We start from the raw sequence: 16,950 nt of genomic DNA on the forward strand, positions 1-16,950 counted from the left end.
CACGTATAACGAATGGCATGATATCGCTATTGAATAGGTACCATACGTGGGTACGGTTTTTATGGCATTGAACTCATTAAGCACCATTTTTCTCTTTACACGGTGGATGACTACCAAAAATCGCCATTATTACCTGTGTAAGTATGATGGTAGTGGTCTTACGTTCGATGCTTATAGACGGCGTGATGTGGGATAAAAACCTCGCTAAATTTTAGGATTGACGACATACTCGTTTGTTATAGTGCAACTTCACCTATCATTTTAACCGCAAGCAGCGTCAATAAAGCCTGGATTATTTTAATAATATAACCATTTTTTGTACTTAGTCGAAGCTTCGTTCCTATAAACGAGCCTAAAATAGCGCCCAAAACCATATAAACAATAAGATCTAAGTCAGAAAACATGCTCTCAGTGAACGACAAGTACACGGGGACTTTTGCTAGGTGACTAATTGTCATAAATAACGCGCTTGTTGCTATGATTTCATCCTTAGATTCCAGTTGTTTTGTTAACACGCTCAAACTCAAAGGTCCAGTTGCACCTACTACCAACCCTAACCCTGTTTGCAAAAAGCCGATCAGATAAAAGCTTTCGTATCGACTGACAGATGCTGAAAACTTTGGGCTCCATAGGTTAAGCAAAATATACAGGCCAATTGCAGCTGGGACATACTCCATTGAAATATGTGACAAACCATACCCGATCATCAACGCACCGACGACTGAACCAAGTAAGAAGCGAGGAACAAGCTGCCACCTAACATGTTTCAATGAAAACAGCATACGTGACGAGTTACTTGCCAATTGAACCAAGCCATGAATTGGTATGATCAAGGCAGGGCTTATGAAGACAGGAAGGACTGAAATTAGAAGCATTCCACCGCCAAATCCAACGATCCCAGCAACCATGGACGTCAGTAATGCTATTAATCCCAATAGATATTCGATCTTCGATTTCTCCTTGCGCTATAACGCCTGCAACACCGGAAAATTTTCAGCGCAGCGGAGAATTTTTCCGAGTGATTGAACTTGTTATACAAACCGTTACCCTTAACCACTAATATTGAGCAAACTGTTTAGTAAAGTAGAAAGCAACCAACCGACGAAACCGCCCACCAATAAGCCTGGAACTTGATTTTTTATCTTACTTTTTTCCTTGAGTTCTTCGGTCAAAACATCTACTTTACCTGACTGCTTGGTGATTTGCTCCGAAATCATATTGATTAAAGAGGAATCAACACCTAGCCCTAACTTCTCGATAACTTCTCGTTCCGCCATTAGTCTCGGTTTTCCATCCCTCAACGAGTACGGGCAGCCATCAGCGAATGCTAAAGAGTCTGCCTTCTCAACTTCTAATAAATATATATTCTGCAATCTGACTTGATGAGGGACACTATTAATCTCCACCCCTTCTATAAGGTTCTGAGTGTTCTTAACCAGATCAGCGTCTACATTTTGAAAACCCGAACCAACCCCCTTGTCTGAATAAGCTCCTAACAAAATATTCCCGCCAGTTTCATTGGCGATTGCAGAAATATATTTAGCGAGATCTACATCAGTTACAGATGCAGGCAATATAAATCTGTCTTCATAATTTGAGGTTTCCAGAAAACTTGAAGCCCAATCCTGGATTGATGTATCAATTCTTTTTAGCATTTTAACTCCAAAAAAGACTCCGATTTTTTATTGAATCTATAGTTTTGCAGATTTGGTATAACGAATGATATGGATTCCCCCTTTTGAAGATTTGTCACACTTAAGTGCGGCCTTTAATAACGGAGATAACCATATCTACTCAATTTTTGGTATTGATCTCGCCACGCACCACTTTTCTCTTCACGCGGTGGATGACTACAAAAAGTCGCCATTATTGCCTGTGTGCGGAAGATGGTAGTGATGTTAAATTAGATGCTCAGAGCCCGTGTAATGAGAGATAGCAATAGCGCAAAAAATTAACTATTGACGCCATTACCTCTTATTATGTTCGCACCTATAGCGCTATGACAGCCTCAATTTCTATCTGTAAATCCGCATGAATCAGTTTGGAAAATTCTGCCAATGAGAGACCTTCTATATGTGTTTGCCGTAAGCAATGACTTAATGGCGGAAATGACAGAACGAAGTAGACGACTTTGTTGTTCGAGAGCATTGGCTGCTGCGCAGCAAAAAAATGCTATTGCCTATTGACTGGAGAAGGGCTCATATGTGTTGGCTATTTTTTTCGCAGTGCAGAGGAAAATGTTGCGACACTCCCATTGCTGAGCCACGTGATAATCTAAGGTGTGTATCACGATAATGGGCATAGCAATTATCAACTAAGTTGATTGTAGCTTTTATTGCAACCAGTACCTCTTGCACAACTAATTCACTAATTTTGTCACGGGAACTTTCATAAATTCCAACTAAATCATAACCAGTATTGTCGATGACTTTGCCCTCCATCCATGACATATTTTTGAACATCTGGTCGTCACCTGTATAAAGCTCACTAAAACCTTTATGAGCTCGGTCATTGCGATCAGTCCTCAGTTCTTCACCCGTTTTATCTAAGATTATTAAGTCTTCAAGAATTTCTGGATGCTGAGCTTTAAGCGCCTTTTTCAACTGCTTTATATTCAACTGAAAATCGGAAAGCCCAAGTTCCAAAACTTCATTCACAAAGTGGAAAGCTATATCTCGCAAGCTGGAGAAACGAAATAGCGTCAAATCTACGACAGATTTAAGCCAGTCATATCTGTTTATATCTTGAACACTAGATTTCACCGGAACAGTCTCAACTCCAAGCATTTGAGGGATTACCCGTAAATCGATGAACTGTTGCTCAAGCATATTAAACCGAACATAAGTTAAATGTGCATAAGCCATGTGTGGGTCAGCTTCAGAAAACTCTTGCCAATTTTGGTAAGGCAAGTCATGGAGAAAATAACAATTTATCGAATCATATAAGACCGCTTTGAAGCGAGAATCTTCCAAATCCCACCAATAATATTCATTGTTCATAGATACTCACAATTTCCGATTGATAGCTAACACCAGCCATAAACGGCGGCCCGACCGGGACGTCCGGTGGAGGCCACGTCTTTTGTGGCCGTAACGAATTTGATGGCCTTGTTATATGTTGAATTTCTCATTCATGCGCTCGATTAAACTACGGCACTTTTCCGAATCAATGGAAACAGAAGTGCTAACCGGATGGTAGATGCCAAACTGCTGACGGACGGTCTCAGGTGAAATCCCCTCGTTTAAAGCCTTAGCGGTAGCCTTCCACTTTACCTGAAGCCTATGCCTGCAATTACCATCCAAACGGTCTCCCTTATCCCCCACTGCTATCAACCGATATTTAACAGGGTCTGTTACGACTCCCCACCCAACTGCTCCAAACCCTTTCGCGTATGCAACGACGACGTCACCCGGAATGTACCTTGTCAGGATCTTCTCACCTTGATCACCAGGCGAATCCTCGAAACAAGCCGGAATTTGCCGATTGTCTACCAGGAATGTCCACCAATCTTGGTCAGCTCTGGCAATATTGTGCCAATAGTAGCCGGGCTCCCGAACACTTGACGCAAAACTGACTGGATACAGCGCCTCGTTTGCTCTATCAAACACCACGGAAAATGAGAGTAATTTCTTGCCTTCTATTTCTACCGGGGAATAAGTTATACAGCGGAATGATATTCCTTTGGAGCTCAACCACTCCCCCATAGAGAACAGAGTTGAATCAAAGGATCTCGCCATCAAGATTACACGGGAGTTGCGGTTCAAATCTTCGATCTCGGCATTGTCCCCGACAAATCCGAGGATCATATCCTCGGAAAGCGTGTCCTTTTGTCCAAATTTCTTAACGAAATTCTTTCCTGAATAAGCTGAAAAATCCGCCAGATACTGAAGTGCTTGCGTTTCGACACCAAGATGCCCTTGGTCCCGCTTGAGCTCGATTACTACGCCGTTACCCGCTCGATCCATTGCGAGGATGTCGGCTCTTTTCTTGTTGCGAGTTCGTACTTGGTTGCTCAAAAGCAACAACGGCTCACCAAAAACAGCTTCAGAAAGAATCGGCGGGCCATCATCTTCTCTAGTGATGAGATATTTCTCTATATCGAGCTCACGCGGCATCCACGAAGATTTTACCGATCGTAGTACACCTGACTTCTCATCTACCTCGTAAAGCATCGATTACCCTCTGAGTGGATACATATAACATTGTATTAGTATGCGTGCTAGATTTGTCAAAATCGTTATACGCATCTTTTATCGTCTAAGTTACTGTTATCAAGAAAATTTTACCAATCAAAACAATCACCTCGCCTGCGAAAGTGTGCATGCCGCCTATCAAGGTTGAGGCGTTCACACCATCCGAAACGATACCAACTAACCCATCAAGCGTTACCACGCAGGAGCGTGGGAACGAGGTGACCAGCCCACAGCGACAATGAATTGGCTTTATTCCCCACGCTACCGCCCTCTGGTTGGCGGCGTCCAAAAGGCCATGTATGGGCGAGAATTTTAGGGGGCTTAGATTATCAAACGCTGGGTAATGTGTTTAGACAGAGGCGTCTAAAATGTTGGCGTGGTCAGGGTTTGGGGATTTGTGGGGGCATAAATGCAAAAAAGCCGCTGAATAATCAGCGGCTTTTAGATATGTGGCGGAGAGATAGGGATTTGAACCCTAGAAGGGCTATTAACCCTTGCCGGTTTTCAAGACCGGTGCTTTCAACCACTCAGCCATCTCTCCGGAACGCGGCGTATATTATTGGGTTCGCTGTGGCTTGTAAACCCTTTATTTGCCGCTTTTGGTCTGTTCGCTCAAGCCGTGATCAGGTTGGCGATATTGCTAGCAAAAGGCGATTAGCTTGCCGCCAATCGCCCTACTTTACTGAGACACTTTAACCGAGTCTCGTTACCGCGCAGTACTTATAGCGCGATAAAAATACCCGCCAGTGCGGCACTCATTAGGTTGGCAAAGGTGGCGGCAATCACTGCGCGCACGCCTAAGCTTGCCACATCTTTGCGACGCTCCGGCACCATCGCACCGATAGAGCCGAGCTGAATGGCAATCGAGCCGATATTCGCAAAGCCACACAAGGCAAAGGTCACAATAACTTGGCTTTGCACCGACAAGTTCGCTTTGATATCAGCAAACGATAAGAAGGCAACAAACTCGTTAAGCGCAATTTTCTGGCCAAGTAAGTTACCCACGGTGAAGATCTCGTGCACCGGTACACCGGTGAGTAGTGCCAGCGGTGAGAACAGGTAGCCAAACAGCATTTCTAGGCTTAGACCGTCAATGTCGACCAACTCACCTAAACTACTCAGCCCAGCGTTTAGCATCGCAATCACGCTGATAAAGGCCACCAGCATGGTGCCCACAGCCACCGCGACTTTCATGCCGTTCATCGCGCCGCTGGCGAGGGCGTCAATCGCATTGGCTTGGTCGCTGTCACTGATCTCTACATGGTTTTGTTCTGCGGGCGTCTGTGTTTCCGGCACAATGATTTTTGCCATCAAAAGTCCGCCGGGGGCAGCCATAAAGCTCGCGGCAATCAGGTATTTCAAATCGACACCCATCGCTGCATATCCGCCTAACACACTACCGGCGACCGAGGCCATGCCTCCCACCATCACAGCGAAGAGTTCAGAGCGTGTCATTTGGCTAAGAAAAGGGCGAACAACCAAAGGAGATTCGCCCTGAGAAAGAAAGATGTTGCTGGTTGCCACCAGAGACTCTGCTCGGCTGGTGCCGAGTAATCGCTGTATGCCACCGCCGAGAAGTTTAATAACCCACTGCATAATGCCGAGATGATAAAGGAGGGATATCAGCGCACTGATAAAAATGATTAGCGGCAGAACTTTAACAGCGAAAATAAACCCATCGTTGGCGAGAGGGCCAAATACAAACTCAATGCCTTCGTTGGCAAATGAAAGCAGCTTCGCCGCGCCATTGCTCATAGAGCCCAGCATGGCTTGTCCTACTGGAATGTAAAGCACCAGTGCGGCAAAACCCGCTTGTAGGCCAAATGCCCCAAGCACTGTACGCCAGTTGATCGCTTTACGGTTAGAGGAGAACGCATAGGCGCACAAAAACAGAGCGACGATGCCGGCCGCACTATAGAGAAGTTGCATAAATAGAATACCTTGCCGTGTTGTGTTGCACTTGCGGTACAGATGAGTACGACACGCTGCCAAGGTGGCAAGAGGTTCCATCATGCGTTTCATCGTACCGCGGGTTCGGTGAAGGTGGGCCCAACCTTGGACACTTTTTCTTCAGCCGCGAATCGCGACACAGCCACTCTTTGCCTTTGGGCTGGCGAAGAGCGCATGTTGGGCGGGCATTCTATTGTGATTTGAATCGCATTTCCAGCTAAATTTGGCCTTTGATCACATTTTATTCTCAGCCGCTCACTGAGCGCTACGACGATGGTCGGATAGGCTGCGAGACGGGTTTTTGGCAAGATTGATTGACACAGATCGCTCATATGTTATTGATAACCTGCTATTGACAATAAAATTAATCAAATAGCGATAAAAACAAACACAACAACGCAATTATTATAAAGGAAACAATCATGCAAACCGTCTCTCCTCATGAGGCCGGGTCGCGTTTATCTGTGATCCAACGTGTTCGCGCCTTGGGGCCGGGCATTATGATGGCCGCTGCAGCCGTGGGTGGCTCTCATCTGGTTGCCTCAACCAAAGCCGGTGCCATTTATGGTTGGCAATTGGCCGCATTAATCCTGCTGGTAAATCTCTTTAAATACCCTTTTTTCCGCGCAGGCGTGCAATACACGGCAGGAACCGGCGAAACCTTAGTAGAGGGCTATGCACGCCTCGGCCGCGGGTATCTGTGGCTTTTTATCGTGCTCAGCGCGGTATCCGGCGTGATCAATACAGCCGCACTGACTTTATTTAGCGCCAGCCTGCTAAGCTATTTTGTGCCGTTTGATCTTTCCCTGACCGCCCTTTCCATCATTATTGTAATGACTTGTTTGGTCATTCTAATTGCTGGCCATTACAAGGCGTTGGATTGGCTATCTAAAGTGATCATGGCGACGCTCACCTGTGCCACCTTGGTCGCGGTGACTGTAGCAATCGGCAACCCTGTCGCGGTTGAGCCTAATTTTCAGGCTCCGTCCATTTGGTCAGTCACGGCGATTGGCTTTATCGTGGTCACCATGGGTTGGATGCCCGCCCCGATTGAAATTTCTAGCATCACCTCGGTGTGGCTAAAGCGTAAAGCGCAATCTGAGCCCATTAATGCTAAAGCGGCGCTGTTTGATTTTAACGTCGGCTATATCGGCACCGCTGCATTGGCGATTGTGTTTCTATCGCTCGGTGCCCTGCTGTTGCATGGCAGTGGCGTTGAATTAAAGCAATCTGGGATTGGCTTTTCGCATCAATTGGTTGGCCTGTATGCCGCCACGATTGGTGAATGGTCCCGCTACTTGATTGCGGTAGTCGCTTTTTTCTGTATCTTCGGCAGCACCATTACCGTGATCGACGGGTATGCGCGGGTCGTGTCTGAATCGCAGCGCTTATTGCGTCGCCAGCCACAAGCCTCGCCACAGGTGACTCAAGGCTGGATGTTAATCACGGCCGTGTTAGCGCTCGGTATTGTCGCGTTTTGGACCGGTGCATTGCTAACCATGCTCGATTTCGCCATGATTGCTGCATTCGTGACCACGCCGTTCTTTGCATTGCTCAACTATATTTTGGTGACCAAACACCGCTTACCGCCTGAAGTGACCATGAGTAAGTCGATGCGCGCACTGGCGATCGTGGGCCTGATATATTTATTCGGCTTTTTAGCAGTATTTATCTGGTGGAAGTGGTTGATGTAACGAAGTTTACCTTGTTCACGCTTAAAGGGCTGGGTTAACATCCTTTTACAACTTCACCATCGGCGTTGAGCACGGATAAGGTATTATTTGCTTTATAAAAGCCAGTCATGGTTTAGGTTAAGGACGTGGGTAGCTTGAAAAAGTGAACGACTGCCCACATAACTGTCGTATTAAGAAATGGATTGTTAACCCAACCGGGAGAACGTTATGAACGATCGTATCGTTTCGCACAGCCAGTCACAGCAGAGTGCGTTATCTACTAACAAAGTGCTACGTAACACGTATGCACTGCTATCGATGACACTGATCACCAGTGCTATCGCGGCCTTTATCGCTATCGCTGTCGGCATCGGCCCAATGATGTCGCTAGGTATGACCCTAGGTGCGTTGGCGATCGTGTTCTTTGTGCTACCTCGCACTATGAACTCCTCCGCGGGTATCGTGTGGACCTTCGTGTTCACCGGCCTTCTGGGCGCCTCGTTAGGCCCAACACTGACCTATTACCTGAGCCTGTCGAGTGGCCCAGGGATTGTGATGCAGGCGCTTGCTACCACAGGTATGGTATTCCTTGGCCTGTCGGCTTACGCCATCACATCGAAGAAAGACTTCTCTTTCATGGGCGGTTTCTTGGTTGCCGGTGTGATTGCCCTACTGGTGGCGATGGTTGCGAACATCTTCCTACAGATCCCAGCGCTGAGCTTGGCGATCAGCACCATTGCGGTACTGATTTTCTCAGCCTTTATTCTGTATGACACCAGCAACATCATTAACGGCGGCGAGACCAACTACATCCGCGCCACCGTGTCGCTGTATTTGAATATCTTCAACATCTTCGTTCACCTGCTGAGCATTCTTGGCATCATGAACGACGACTAAGTGCCACACAAAAATTGTGTATGCACCACCAAAGCCGGCTATTGCCGGCTTTTTTTATAGCAGCACGCACAAGCGTGATGAAGAAACCTGTCCGCAATAAACGTCAGTTGCACTCATTCCAGTCGCTCGCTATGCTTTGCAGCCTTATCAACGGCGAGAACATCCGCTGGGATGACGAACAAAGGCAAGACTATGTTGGTGTATGAAGGTGAAACCGTTGCAACGGATGCGCAAGGGTATTTAAAAAACGTAGACGATTGGCACGAAGCGCTGGTTCCCTTGTTGGCTGAGCAAGAAGGCATTGCACTGACCGAGGCCCACTGGGAAGTGATCCACTTTGTCCGCCATTTTTACCAAGAATACAACACCTCACCGGCGGTGCGTTTATTGGTAAAATCGATGGAAAAAGAATACGGCCCAGAAAAAGGTAACAGCAAATACCTGTTTAAGCTCTTTCCGAAAGGCCCGGCCAAACAAGCGACCAAATTGGCAGGCCTCCCCAAACCCGCCAAATGTTTGTAACTAGGCCGCTTTAAAGACTGTCCTATGACCTACTGAATGGCAAACCCATCCACGGAACGCCATTCAGTATCTTCGTGTTTAACCTGATTCACGCTCGCGGTGGGCGGCCCTTGATCTAACCATGCAATAAGGGCATCAACCGACTCTTCGCGGCCACATGCCAACACCTCAACACGTCCATCTGGCAAGTTCTTCGCGTACCCAGTCAAAGACAGTTTTAATGCCTCGTGCGCGGTGTGATAACGAAAGCCAACGCCCTGAACGTGACCTGTAACATAGGCCTTGACGCATTTTTGAGACATCGGTCACCTCCACTGTATTTCCATTGCATAATGACATCTGTATAACGCTACATGAGACAGTCGTTTGACAGGATTACGTCATGAAAGAAGTAGCGTTTCGATGGATTGATAAATACCTCATCCACCTTCGGCTCCAAGAAAAATTTTACCTTATCTTTTTCCTTCCCCTCCTCGCAATGATAGTGATAGCGCTGACACTCGATGCAGCGTCGGACACGCGAGTGGCAACCAACATGCAAGCGGAAGGCCAAGCCATTCAGGCCCTAGTGGCGAAATACGATTTGCCAGCGCAAGAAGTACGCACGGTACTACAAAACCAGCAAAGCGGGTTTACGCTCACGCCGTCGGGACAGCTTGACTATCAGCCAGATGGCACCTTGTTCACCTACCTTGGCACACTCGATTGGAGCTTGCTGCTTGGCATGGTAGTGGTGATTGCGCTGTTGACCTATTACATCATGACCTTTATCGGCGGCGCGATGTACACCATGAACCAAGCTCTCTTAAAGCTAGCAGATGGGGAACTCAGCTACCGAATGAACTTCTTCCCAGTAAGGGATGAGTTCAGCCAGATCGCGATTACCATCGACAAAGTGCTTGAGCGTGAGCAAAACATGGTGAAAGCCATTCAGCAAAGCGCAGAGATGATGGATAGCTTGTCATCGAGCCTGCAGCAGCGCAGCGACGAAAGTGAATCACTGGGTGAAAGCCAACGTCAGTATCTTGATTCACTCGCCAGTGCCACCGAGGAAATGGCGGGATCGATTCGTGAAGTGGCGAGCCACGCCACCGATACGTCTACTCAGACCCAAGAGGCTACCGAGGCGGCTCAGCAAGGGCGTCAACAAGTTCAGCAAACCATGACGGCGATTAACGCGCTGGCCAGTGAGATTGCTCAAGCCGCTGATAAGGTGACCGAACTGAATCAAAATGCTGAGCAAATTGGCAGTGTGGTGACCACCATCAACGCCATCAGCGAGCAAACCAACTTATTGGCCCTGAATGCAGCGATCGAGGCTGCCCGTGCCGGCGAGCAAGGGCGTGGCTTTGCGGTAGTCGCCGATGAGGTGCGCACCTTGGCAAGCCGCACTCAAGAGTCCACGGTCGATATTCAAACCATGATTGAGTCGCTGCAAACGCATACCACTGAGTTGCGTCGCGTTATGGAGGGCACCGTCGAAAATGCGTCTGCCAGCGAAGCTGCGGTGCAAGAGATTGATGCCGAGATCAGCCAAATCGCCGCTCGTAGCAGCACGATTTCTGATCGCAGCACCGAAATTGCAGCCGCCGCCGAGCAACAAGGCAACGTGGCGAGTACGATATCACAAGATGTCGAACAGGTGCGCAGCCAGTCCACGCAAGTCGCACAAATGCTGCGAGATTCTGCGACCGAAGTCAGCGAGCTTGGCACGCAAGCCCAGCAATTGAAAACCTTGGTGGCAGGACTTCGTACCTAACTCCCTTGGTGTACCGTCCGTATGCTTCCTATCACGCGCCCACCTCTGGGCGCGTTTTTATTGCAATGACACCGGCCTTGCTCGACAATACCCGCCCTTTTTTGCTTTATCCGCAAGTCACGTCATGATGCAGGTGCCTTACTCAGCATTTTGACGTGTTTTGCACCATCAAATTGTTAGGAACGCCCATGACTGCCACTGTGTATCTCGCCAAAGGCCGCGATAAATCCATCAAACGCCGCCATCCTTGGATTTTCTCGCGCGGCATTGCCCGCATCGAAGGAAAACCTGCTTTGGGTGACACGGTCACTGTTTGTGATCATCAAGGTGAATTTTTAGGGCTAGGCGCCTATTCACCGCAATCGCAAATTCGAGTTCGCATGTGGTGTTTTGAAAAAACCCCCATCGACAGTGACTTTTTCCTTGCCCGTATTCGTGCGGCAAAGCCGCTGCGCACCATGCTCGCTCAGCGTGATGGGCTCACTGGTTATCGCCTATTAGCCGCTGAGTCTGACGGCGTCCCCGGTATCACCGTCGACAAGTACGATAACTATTTGGTGTGTCAATTGCTTAGCGCCGGCGCGGATGCTCAGCGTGATAACCTCGTCACTGCCCTGCGTACCGAGTTTCCAGAGTGCCATATCTACGAGCGTTCCGATGTGGCGATTCGCAAAAAAGAAGGCCTTAAACCGCGCACCGGCGTTTTACACGGTGAGGAACCGCCTGCGTCCGTCATCATCGAAGAAAACGGCGTGGCGATTGAAGTCGATATTGCCAATGGCCACAAAACCGGTTTTTATCTCGACCAACGGGATAGCCGCGAACAAGCGGTGAAATACATGGATGGCAAACGGGTCTTAAACTGCTTTTGCTACACTGGCGGTTTTGGCTTGTATGCGCAAAAAGGCAATGCTAAGCAGGTCACTAATGTGGATGTGTCACAGCCCGCGCTCGACAAAGCGAAAGCCAATGCGGCGCGAAACGGCTTTGATCTCACCCGCGCGGAATTTGTGAATGCCGATGTGTTCAAGCTGCTGCGCACTTATCGCGAACAAGGCGAACGCTTTGATGTGATTGTGATGGATCCGCCCAAATTTGCGGAGTCCAAATCCCAACTGACCGGCGCATGTCGCGGCTACAAAGATATTAATATGCTCGCTATGCAGCTTCTTAATCCGGGCGGTGTGCTGCTCAGCTATTCGTGCTCGGGCTTAATGGATGCGGGCCTGTTCCAAAAGATACTGGCAGACGCGGCATTAGATGCCGGTAAAAACGTGCAGTTTATTGAGCGCTTTGCACAAGCGGCGGACCATCCCACTCACAGTGCATATCCAGAAGGTTTTTACCTCAAAGGCTTTGCGTGTTTGGTGCAATAACACACGGTCTTTAACTGGTGTGCGGACGGGCGCAAAGCGCGTCCGCACTTCTGGACACAATTGTCTGATGAATCTACGTTTAAGTAAGTAGCGACCCGACAGGAGTGTTCAGATGCTAAGCCCCATTAAGCCCAACGACGAAGCTCAACGCCTCAAAAAATTACAAGACACTGGCGTGCTTGATACCGAAGACGAAGAGCGCTTTGATCGCATCACTCGCTTAGCTAAACGCCTTTTCGATGTCCCTATCGCCCTCGTCAGCCTCATTGACGATGATCGCCAGTGGTTTAAATCCTGCTTTGGCCTTAACGTGCGCCAAACGCCACGCGATATCTCTTTTTGTGGTCATGCTATTTTGGGCGATCAACCCTTTGTGGTGAAAGACGCCAGCCTCGATCCACGCTTCGCTGATAATCCCCTTGTTGCAGGCGAGCCACATATTCGCTTTTATGCCGGATACCCGCTATCGCTCGGCGACGGGAGCAACATGGGCACCCTGTGTGTGATTGATGATAAGCCGCGCCGTTTTAGCGATGAAGATCTGCGCTTTTTGAAGGATTTGGCCCTACTCGCCGAGAGTGAGCTCTCCTCAGCGCAAACCGCATATACCGATGATCTCACGGGAATATCTAATCGACGCGGCTTTATGCAGCTAGCCAGTCGCGCCGTACAGCACTGTCAGCGCATGAATTCGCCGTATTCACTCGCATTCATCGATTTAAACGATTTTAAAATCATCAATGATACTTATGGTCATTCTGAAGGGGATATCGCCCTTCGTCATATGGCTAATCTGCTGCGCGCCAACATGCGCGAATCCGATGTGTTTGCGCGGTTTGGTGGCGATGAGTTTGTGGTGTTTCTCTCCGGTGCTGGGCGTGAAGCCGCCGAGCAAGCACTCGACCGTTTTGCCGGTGTGGTGGAGCGGTTTAATCAAATCAATCGCCACACCTACCCTATCTCATTCAGTTATGGCGTGGCGACCAGTTCCATGTCGACGCCGCGCAGCTTGGATGACCTACTGGATGAAGCCGACACCAAGATGTACCAGCAAAAAAATGCCAAGATGTAAGCCAAAAAGCGGGGTGTAACACCCCGCTTTGCGTTAATACACGTGCGAATGCCTGCCTATCCCTATTAGGAAGAAGACAGCGCCGCTGCAATGGTCTCCAAACTGCTCGGATCGTCAATCGTCGAGGGGACTTGGTAAGATTCGCCATCCGCCATCTGACGGATAATACGACGCAAGATTTTACCTGAGCGTGTTTTAGGCAACTTCTCCACGATAACCGCGTGTTTAAAGCAAGCGATCGCGCCAATTTGATCCCGCACACGCTGCACCAACTCCCGTTCTATCTCGCCACTCACTGAGACAAAACCGTCTTTCAGTACCACCAAGCCGAGCGGCAATTGGCCTTTGAGCTCATCGTGCATGCCCACCACCGCACATTCGGCGACCGCTTCATGGCTGCCTAACACCTCTTCCATTTCGCCGGTCGATAAGCGGTGGCCCGCGACGTTAATCACATCATCAATCCGTCCCATCACAAATACGTAGCCATCTTCGTCCATGTAGCCGCCATCACCCGAAACATAGTAGCCGGGGAATTGGCTAAGATAGCCAGATTCAAAGCGATCGTGGTTGCGCCACACCGTCGGCAGGCAGCTGGGCGGCAGAGGACGCTTCACGGCAATGTACCCTTGCTGGTTTGGTGCGGCAGGATCGCCCATTTCATCGAGAATACACACCTGATAGCCAGGACTTGGCATGGTTGCCGATCCAGGCTTGGTCGCAAAGCAGGTTAACCCCAATGGATTGCCTGCAATCGCCCAGCCAGTTTCGGTTTGCCACCAGTGATCCACCACGGGTCGCTGGGTCTTTTCTTCCACCCACGCCAATGTCGGTGGATCAAGCCGCTCGCCGGCCATAAACACCGTACGTAAAGATGTCATCGGATAGCGCGCAAGGTGCTCACCATTTGGGTCTTGCTTTTTAATCGCCCGAAAGGCGGTAGGCGCCGAGAATAAGATGCTGACGTTATACTCATCACATACACGCCAAAACGCTCCCGCATCCGGTGTACCGACTGGCTTGCCTTCAAACATCACCGTGGTGCAGCCGTGTAGCAAAGGGGCATACACAATATACGAGTGGCCCACTACCCAGCCGACATCCGATGCGGCCCAAAACACTTCACCGGGTTTGACGTTGTAAATCGCGCTCATGCTGTACTTCATCGCCACCGCGTGGCCGCCATTGTCACGCACTACGCCTTTGGGTTTGCCCGTGGTGCCGGATGTATAGAGGATATATAAAGGATCGGTGGCATTGACGGGCACCGGCGCCGCAGGGGTGGCTTCAGCTAAGAGCGACGCCCAATCAGCATCACGCGGATTGTCTAAATTAGAACGACACATCGCACGCTGATAGACCACCACATGGTCGGGTTTGTAGCGACTGTCCATGATGGCCTGATCAACCATCGGCTTATAGGCCAAGGTTTTCGCGCCCTCGATCCCGCATGAGGCGGTGAGTACCACTTTAGGCTCCGCATCTTCAATCCGTACGGCCAGCTCGTTCGGGGCAAAACCACCAAACACCACCGAATGGATCGCACCAAGCCGTGCACACGCGAGCATCGCCACGGTGGCTTCAGGGATCATGGGCATATAAATCACCACGCGATCCCCCTTTTCAACCCCTAAGCCTGCAAGCATGCCAGCAACTTTCGCCACGTAGTCACGCAACGCGGCATAAGTGTAGGTAGTTTTTTTGTCAGTAACCGGTGAGTCGTAAATAAGCGCGGTTTGTTCGCCCCGACCTTGTTCAACATGCGCATCGAGTGCCATATAAGCGGTATTCATGGTGCCATCGGCAAACCAGCGCTCAATGCCATTATCGTCTTTGCTAAGAATAGTTTGTGGAAAGGTAAACCAATCGAGCTGCTTGGCCTGTGCCTGCCAAAATCCCTCGGGGTCACGACTGGCCCAATCCGCATGGTGTTGGTAACTTGCTTCTTGCATAAGCGGCTCCTTATCGCCCACCCTTGGCGGGCGATACGTTTGCAAGCAATGGATTCATTCCGCGTGCTTAGTTAATCACAAACAGCGACATAAATTCGTGCACCGGGGTTTTCTCCAGCGCGGCCTGATCGCTACACAAGGCAACGATTTTTTCACTCTGTGCGCGCGGGAAACGGGTCGCCAAGTTGGTGCGGAATTTTTGCTCCAGCACGGGGATCCCTTCTTCGCGACGACGGCGATGACCAATAGGATATTCCACGGCGACTTGTTCAGTGCTGCTGCCATCGGTAAAGAAGATTTGGATCGCATTGGCAATCGAGCGCTTGTCGGCTTCTAGGTATTCCGCGCTATAGCGTGGGTCTTCTTTTATCACCATTTTTTGCCGTAGCGCATCAATACGCGGGTCGGCGTGATGGAAGGCGTCTTCATAGTGCTCGGCCACTAGATTGCCGTATAGCAGCGGTACTGCCACCATATATTGCAGGCAGTGGTCACGGTCAGCTGGGTTAGCCAACTCCCCTTCTTTAGAAATGATGCGAATGGCCGATTCATGGGTGGTGATTTCAATACGTTCAATCTCATCCACCCGGTCTTTCACCTGTGAATGCAAGGTCACCGCCACTTCCACCGCGGTTTGAGCATGAAACTCAGCAGGGAAGGAAATCTTAAACAGCACGTTTTCCATTACGTAGCTGGCAAAGTCTTGTTTGACACTAAAAGCGTTGCCGTTAAATAGCACATCGTAATAGCCCCACTTAGGTGCGCTGAGCACCGACGGCAAGCCCATCTCGCCTTTCATGGTGATCATCGCCAACCGCACCGCGCGAGAGGTAGCATCGCCCGCCGCCCACGATTTGCGTGAACCGGCGTTTGGCGCATGGCGGTAGGTGCGCAGCGCACAGCCATCCACCCAAGCTTGTGAAACGGCATCAATGATCTGATCGCGATTACCGCCCAGCATTTTGGTGACCACGGCTGTTGATGCCACGCGCACTAATAAGACGTGATCGAGCCCGACGCGGTTAAAGCTATTCTCAAGGGCCAGCACGCCTTGGATCTCATGCGCTTTGATCATCGCAGTCAATACATCGCGCATGGTGAGTGGTGGTTTGCCTTCGGCCACGGCCACGCGGCTTAAATAATCGGCGGTAGCCAAAATTCCGCCCAAGTTATCAGACGGATGGCCCCACTCGGCGGCGAGCCAAGTATCGTTAAAATCGAGCCAGCGAATAATACAACCGATGTTAAACGCGGCGGTGACCGGATCAAGCTCGTGAGAGGTGCCCGGTACCCGCGCCCCGTGGCGTACTGTGGTGCCCGGCACCAGTGGCCCTAAGTGTTTGGTACATTCAGGGAAACGTAGCGCCAGCAAGCCACAGCCAAGGGTATCCATCAAACAGTTGCGTGCGGTGTTGTAGGCCTCTGCTGAGGTAATCGGCGTGCTATCGACATAGTCAGCAATTTGCACCAATAAGGCATCAGGGTCAGGGCGCTGGTTCAGTTCTACGTTGTTGCTCATGGTCAATTCCTTCTGTGATTTCAATCGGGTGAATGCG

The 16,950-nt window shown here is 49.7% G+C and carries 14 protein-coding genes and 1 tRNA gene; 6 read left to right on the plus strand and 9 right to left on the minus strand.

Features of this window, described 5'->3' with window-relative positions; all coding sequences use genetic code 11:
* Window positions 1–236: 236 nt before the first annotated feature.
* From E8E00_RS07575 to E8E00_RS07600, 6 genes are all read right to left on the minus strand, one after another.
* On the minus strand, window positions 237–935 hold the full coding sequence (locus E8E00_RS07575) for a sulfite exporter TauE/SafE family protein (RefSeq protein ID WP_256369698.1): 699 nt from the start codon (window positions 933–935) through the stop codon (window positions 237–239).
* Window positions 936–1,049: 114 nt separating this feature from the next.
* Window positions 1,050–1,655 (minus strand): hypothetical protein, encoded by a 606-nt coding sequence (locus E8E00_RS07580; RefSeq protein ID WP_096628103.1) that lies wholly within the window; start codon window positions 1,653–1,655, stop codon window positions 1,050–1,052.
* A 543-nt stretch (window positions 1,656–2,198) separates the two neighbouring features.
* Complete coding sequence (locus E8E00_RS07585; RefSeq protein ID WP_096628101.1) at window positions 2,199–2,999, minus strand: Cthe_2314 family HEPN domain-containing protein; 801 nt, start codon at window positions 2,997–2,999, stop codon at window positions 2,199–2,201.
* Between the two features lie 111 nt (window positions 3,000–3,110).
* Window positions 3,111–4,172 (minus strand): hypothetical protein, encoded by a 1,062-nt coding sequence (locus E8E00_RS07590; RefSeq protein ID WP_096628098.1) that lies wholly within the window; start codon window positions 4,170–4,172, stop codon window positions 3,111–3,113.
* 471 nt (window positions 4,173–4,643) lie between these two features.
* Window positions 4,644–4,734 (minus strand) — tRNA-Ser (locus E8E00_RS07595).
* A gap of 179 nt (window positions 4,735–4,913) precedes the next feature.
* Entirely contained in the window at window positions 4,914–6,122 is a 1,209-nt protein-coding gene (locus E8E00_RS07600; RefSeq protein WP_069588359.1) for a NupC/NupG family nucleoside CNT transporter, read from the minus strand.
* A 443-nt stretch (window positions 6,123–6,565) separates the two neighbouring features.
* Here E8E00_RS07600 and E8E00_RS07605 point away from each other — a divergent pair, with 443 nt between their 5' ends.
* The 3 genes from E8E00_RS07605 to E8E00_RS07615 all read left to right on the plus strand — a co-directional run bounded on the left by E8E00_RS07605 (window position 6,566) and on the right by E8E00_RS07615 (window position 9,235).
* Entirely contained in the window at window positions 6,566–7,837 is a 1,272-nt protein-coding gene (locus E8E00_RS07605) for an NRAMP family divalent metal transporter (protein ID WP_077640252.1), read from the plus strand.
* Window positions 7,838–8,044: 207 nt separating this feature from the next.
* Complete coding sequence (locus tag E8E00_RS07610; RefSeq protein ID WP_069588355.1) at window positions 8,045–8,713, plus strand: Bax inhibitor-1/YccA family protein; 669 nt, start codon at window positions 8,045–8,047, stop codon at window positions 8,711–8,713.
* A 192-nt stretch (window positions 8,714–8,905) separates the two neighbouring features.
* Window positions 8,906–9,235, plus strand: a complete 330-nt coding sequence (locus E8E00_RS07615; protein WP_069588353.1) for a TusE/DsrC/DsvC family sulfur relay protein — start codon at window positions 8,906–8,908, stop codon at window positions 9,233–9,235.
* A gap of 29 nt (window positions 9,236–9,264) precedes the next feature.
* Here the strand turns inward: E8E00_RS07615 and yccX are convergent, their stop codons facing one another.
* Entirely contained in the window at window positions 9,265–9,537 is a 273-nt protein-coding gene (gene yccX, locus E8E00_RS07620) for an acylphosphatase (RefSeq protein WP_069588352.1), read from the minus strand.
* Window positions 9,538–9,617: 80 nt separating this feature from the next.
* Here yccX and E8E00_RS07625 point away from each other — a divergent pair, with 80 nt between their 5' ends.
* The 3 genes from E8E00_RS07625 (at window position 9,618) to E8E00_RS07635 (ending at window position 13,442) form a co-directional block, all read left to right on the plus strand.
* Window positions 9,618–10,994: a methyl-accepting chemotaxis protein gene (locus tag E8E00_RS07625; protein ID WP_069588350.1), complete on the plus strand. Its 1,377-nt coding sequence runs from the start codon at window positions 9,618–9,620 to the stop codon at window positions 10,992–10,994.
* A gap of 188 nt (window positions 10,995–11,182) precedes the next feature.
* Entirely contained in the window at window positions 11,183–12,370 is a 1,188-nt protein-coding gene (locus E8E00_RS07630) for a class I SAM-dependent methyltransferase (protein ID WP_096628095.1), read from the plus strand.
* A gap of 112 nt (window positions 12,371–12,482) precedes the next feature.
* A complete protein-coding gene (locus E8E00_RS07635; RefSeq protein WP_096628092.1) occupies window positions 12,483–13,442 on the plus strand; it encodes a sensor domain-containing diguanylate cyclase in 960 nt (319 codons plus the stop codon).
* A gap of 65 nt (window positions 13,443–13,507) precedes the next feature.
* Here E8E00_RS07635 and E8E00_RS07640 read toward each other — a convergent pair whose 3' ends face one another.
* Together E8E00_RS07640 and E8E00_RS07645 are read right to left on the minus strand one after the other, a co-directional pair.
* Window positions 13,508–15,439 carry a propionyl-CoA synthetase gene (locus E8E00_RS07640; RefSeq protein WP_305794207.1) on the minus strand — a complete coding sequence of 644 codons (1,932 nt, stop codon included), beginning with the start codon at window positions 15,437–15,439 and terminating at the stop codon, window positions 13,508–13,510.
* 22 nt (window positions 15,440–15,461) lie between these two features.
* Window positions 15,462–16,913 carry a bifunctional 2-methylcitrate dehydratase/aconitate hydratase gene (locus tag E8E00_RS07645; RefSeq protein ID WP_096628086.1) on the minus strand — a complete coding sequence of 484 codons (1,452 nt, stop codon included), beginning with the start codon at window positions 16,911–16,913 and terminating at the stop codon, window positions 15,462–15,464.
* Window positions 16,914–16,950: the final 37 nt, after the last annotated feature.

Source organism: Salinivibrio sp. YCSC6 (assembly GCF_004916735.1).
Lineage (GTDB): Bacteria > Pseudomonadota > Gammaproteobacteria > Enterobacterales > Vibrionaceae > Salinivibrio > Salinivibrio proteolyticus.

Bases quoted from the DNA above. Each gene is read 5' to 3' on its own strand.
- E8E00_RS07580 (WP_096628103.1), bottom strand. From the start codon at position 1,655: ATGCTAAAAAGAATTGATACATCAATCCAGGATTGGGCTTCAAGTTTT.
- E8E00_RS07585 (WP_096628101.1), bottom strand. From the start codon at position 2,999: ATGAACAATGAATATTATTGGTGGGATTTGGAAGATTCTCGCTTCAAA.
- E8E00_RS07590 (WP_096628098.1), bottom strand. From the start codon at position 4,172: ATGCTTTACGAGGTAGATGAGAAGTCAGGTGTACTACGATCGGTAAAA.
- E8E00_RS07600 (WP_069588359.1), bottom strand. From the start codon at position 6,122: ATGCAACTTCTCTATAGTGCGGCCGGCATCGTCGCTCTGTTTTTGTGC.
- E8E00_RS07605 (WP_077640252.1), top strand. From the start codon at position 6,566: ATGCAAACCGTCTCTCCTCATGAGGCCGGGTCGCGTTTATCTGTGATC.
- E8E00_RS07610 (WP_069588355.1), top strand. From the start codon at position 8,045: ATGAACGATCGTATCGTTTCGCACAGCCAGTCACAGCAGAGTGCGTTA.
- E8E00_RS07615 (WP_069588353.1), top strand. From the start codon at position 8,906: ATGTTGGTGTATGAAGGTGAAACCGTTGCAACGGATGCGCAAGGGTAT.
- yccX (WP_069588352.1), bottom strand. From the start codon at position 9,537: ATGTCTCAAAAATGCGTCAAGGCCTATGTTACAGGTCACGTTCAGGGC.
- E8E00_RS07625 (WP_069588350.1), top strand. From the start codon at position 9,618: ATGAAAGAAGTAGCGTTTCGATGGATTGATAAATACCTCATCCACCTT.
- E8E00_RS07630 (WP_096628095.1), top strand. From the start codon at position 11,183: ATGACTGCCACTGTGTATCTCGCCAAAGGCCGCGATAAATCCATCAAA.
- E8E00_RS07635 (WP_096628092.1), top strand. From the start codon at position 12,483: ATGCTAAGCCCCATTAAGCCCAACGACGAAGCTCAACGCCTCAAAAAA.
- E8E00_RS07645 (WP_096628086.1), bottom strand. From the start codon at position 16,913: ATGAGCAACAACGTAGAACTGAACCAGCGCCCTGACCCTGATGCCTTA.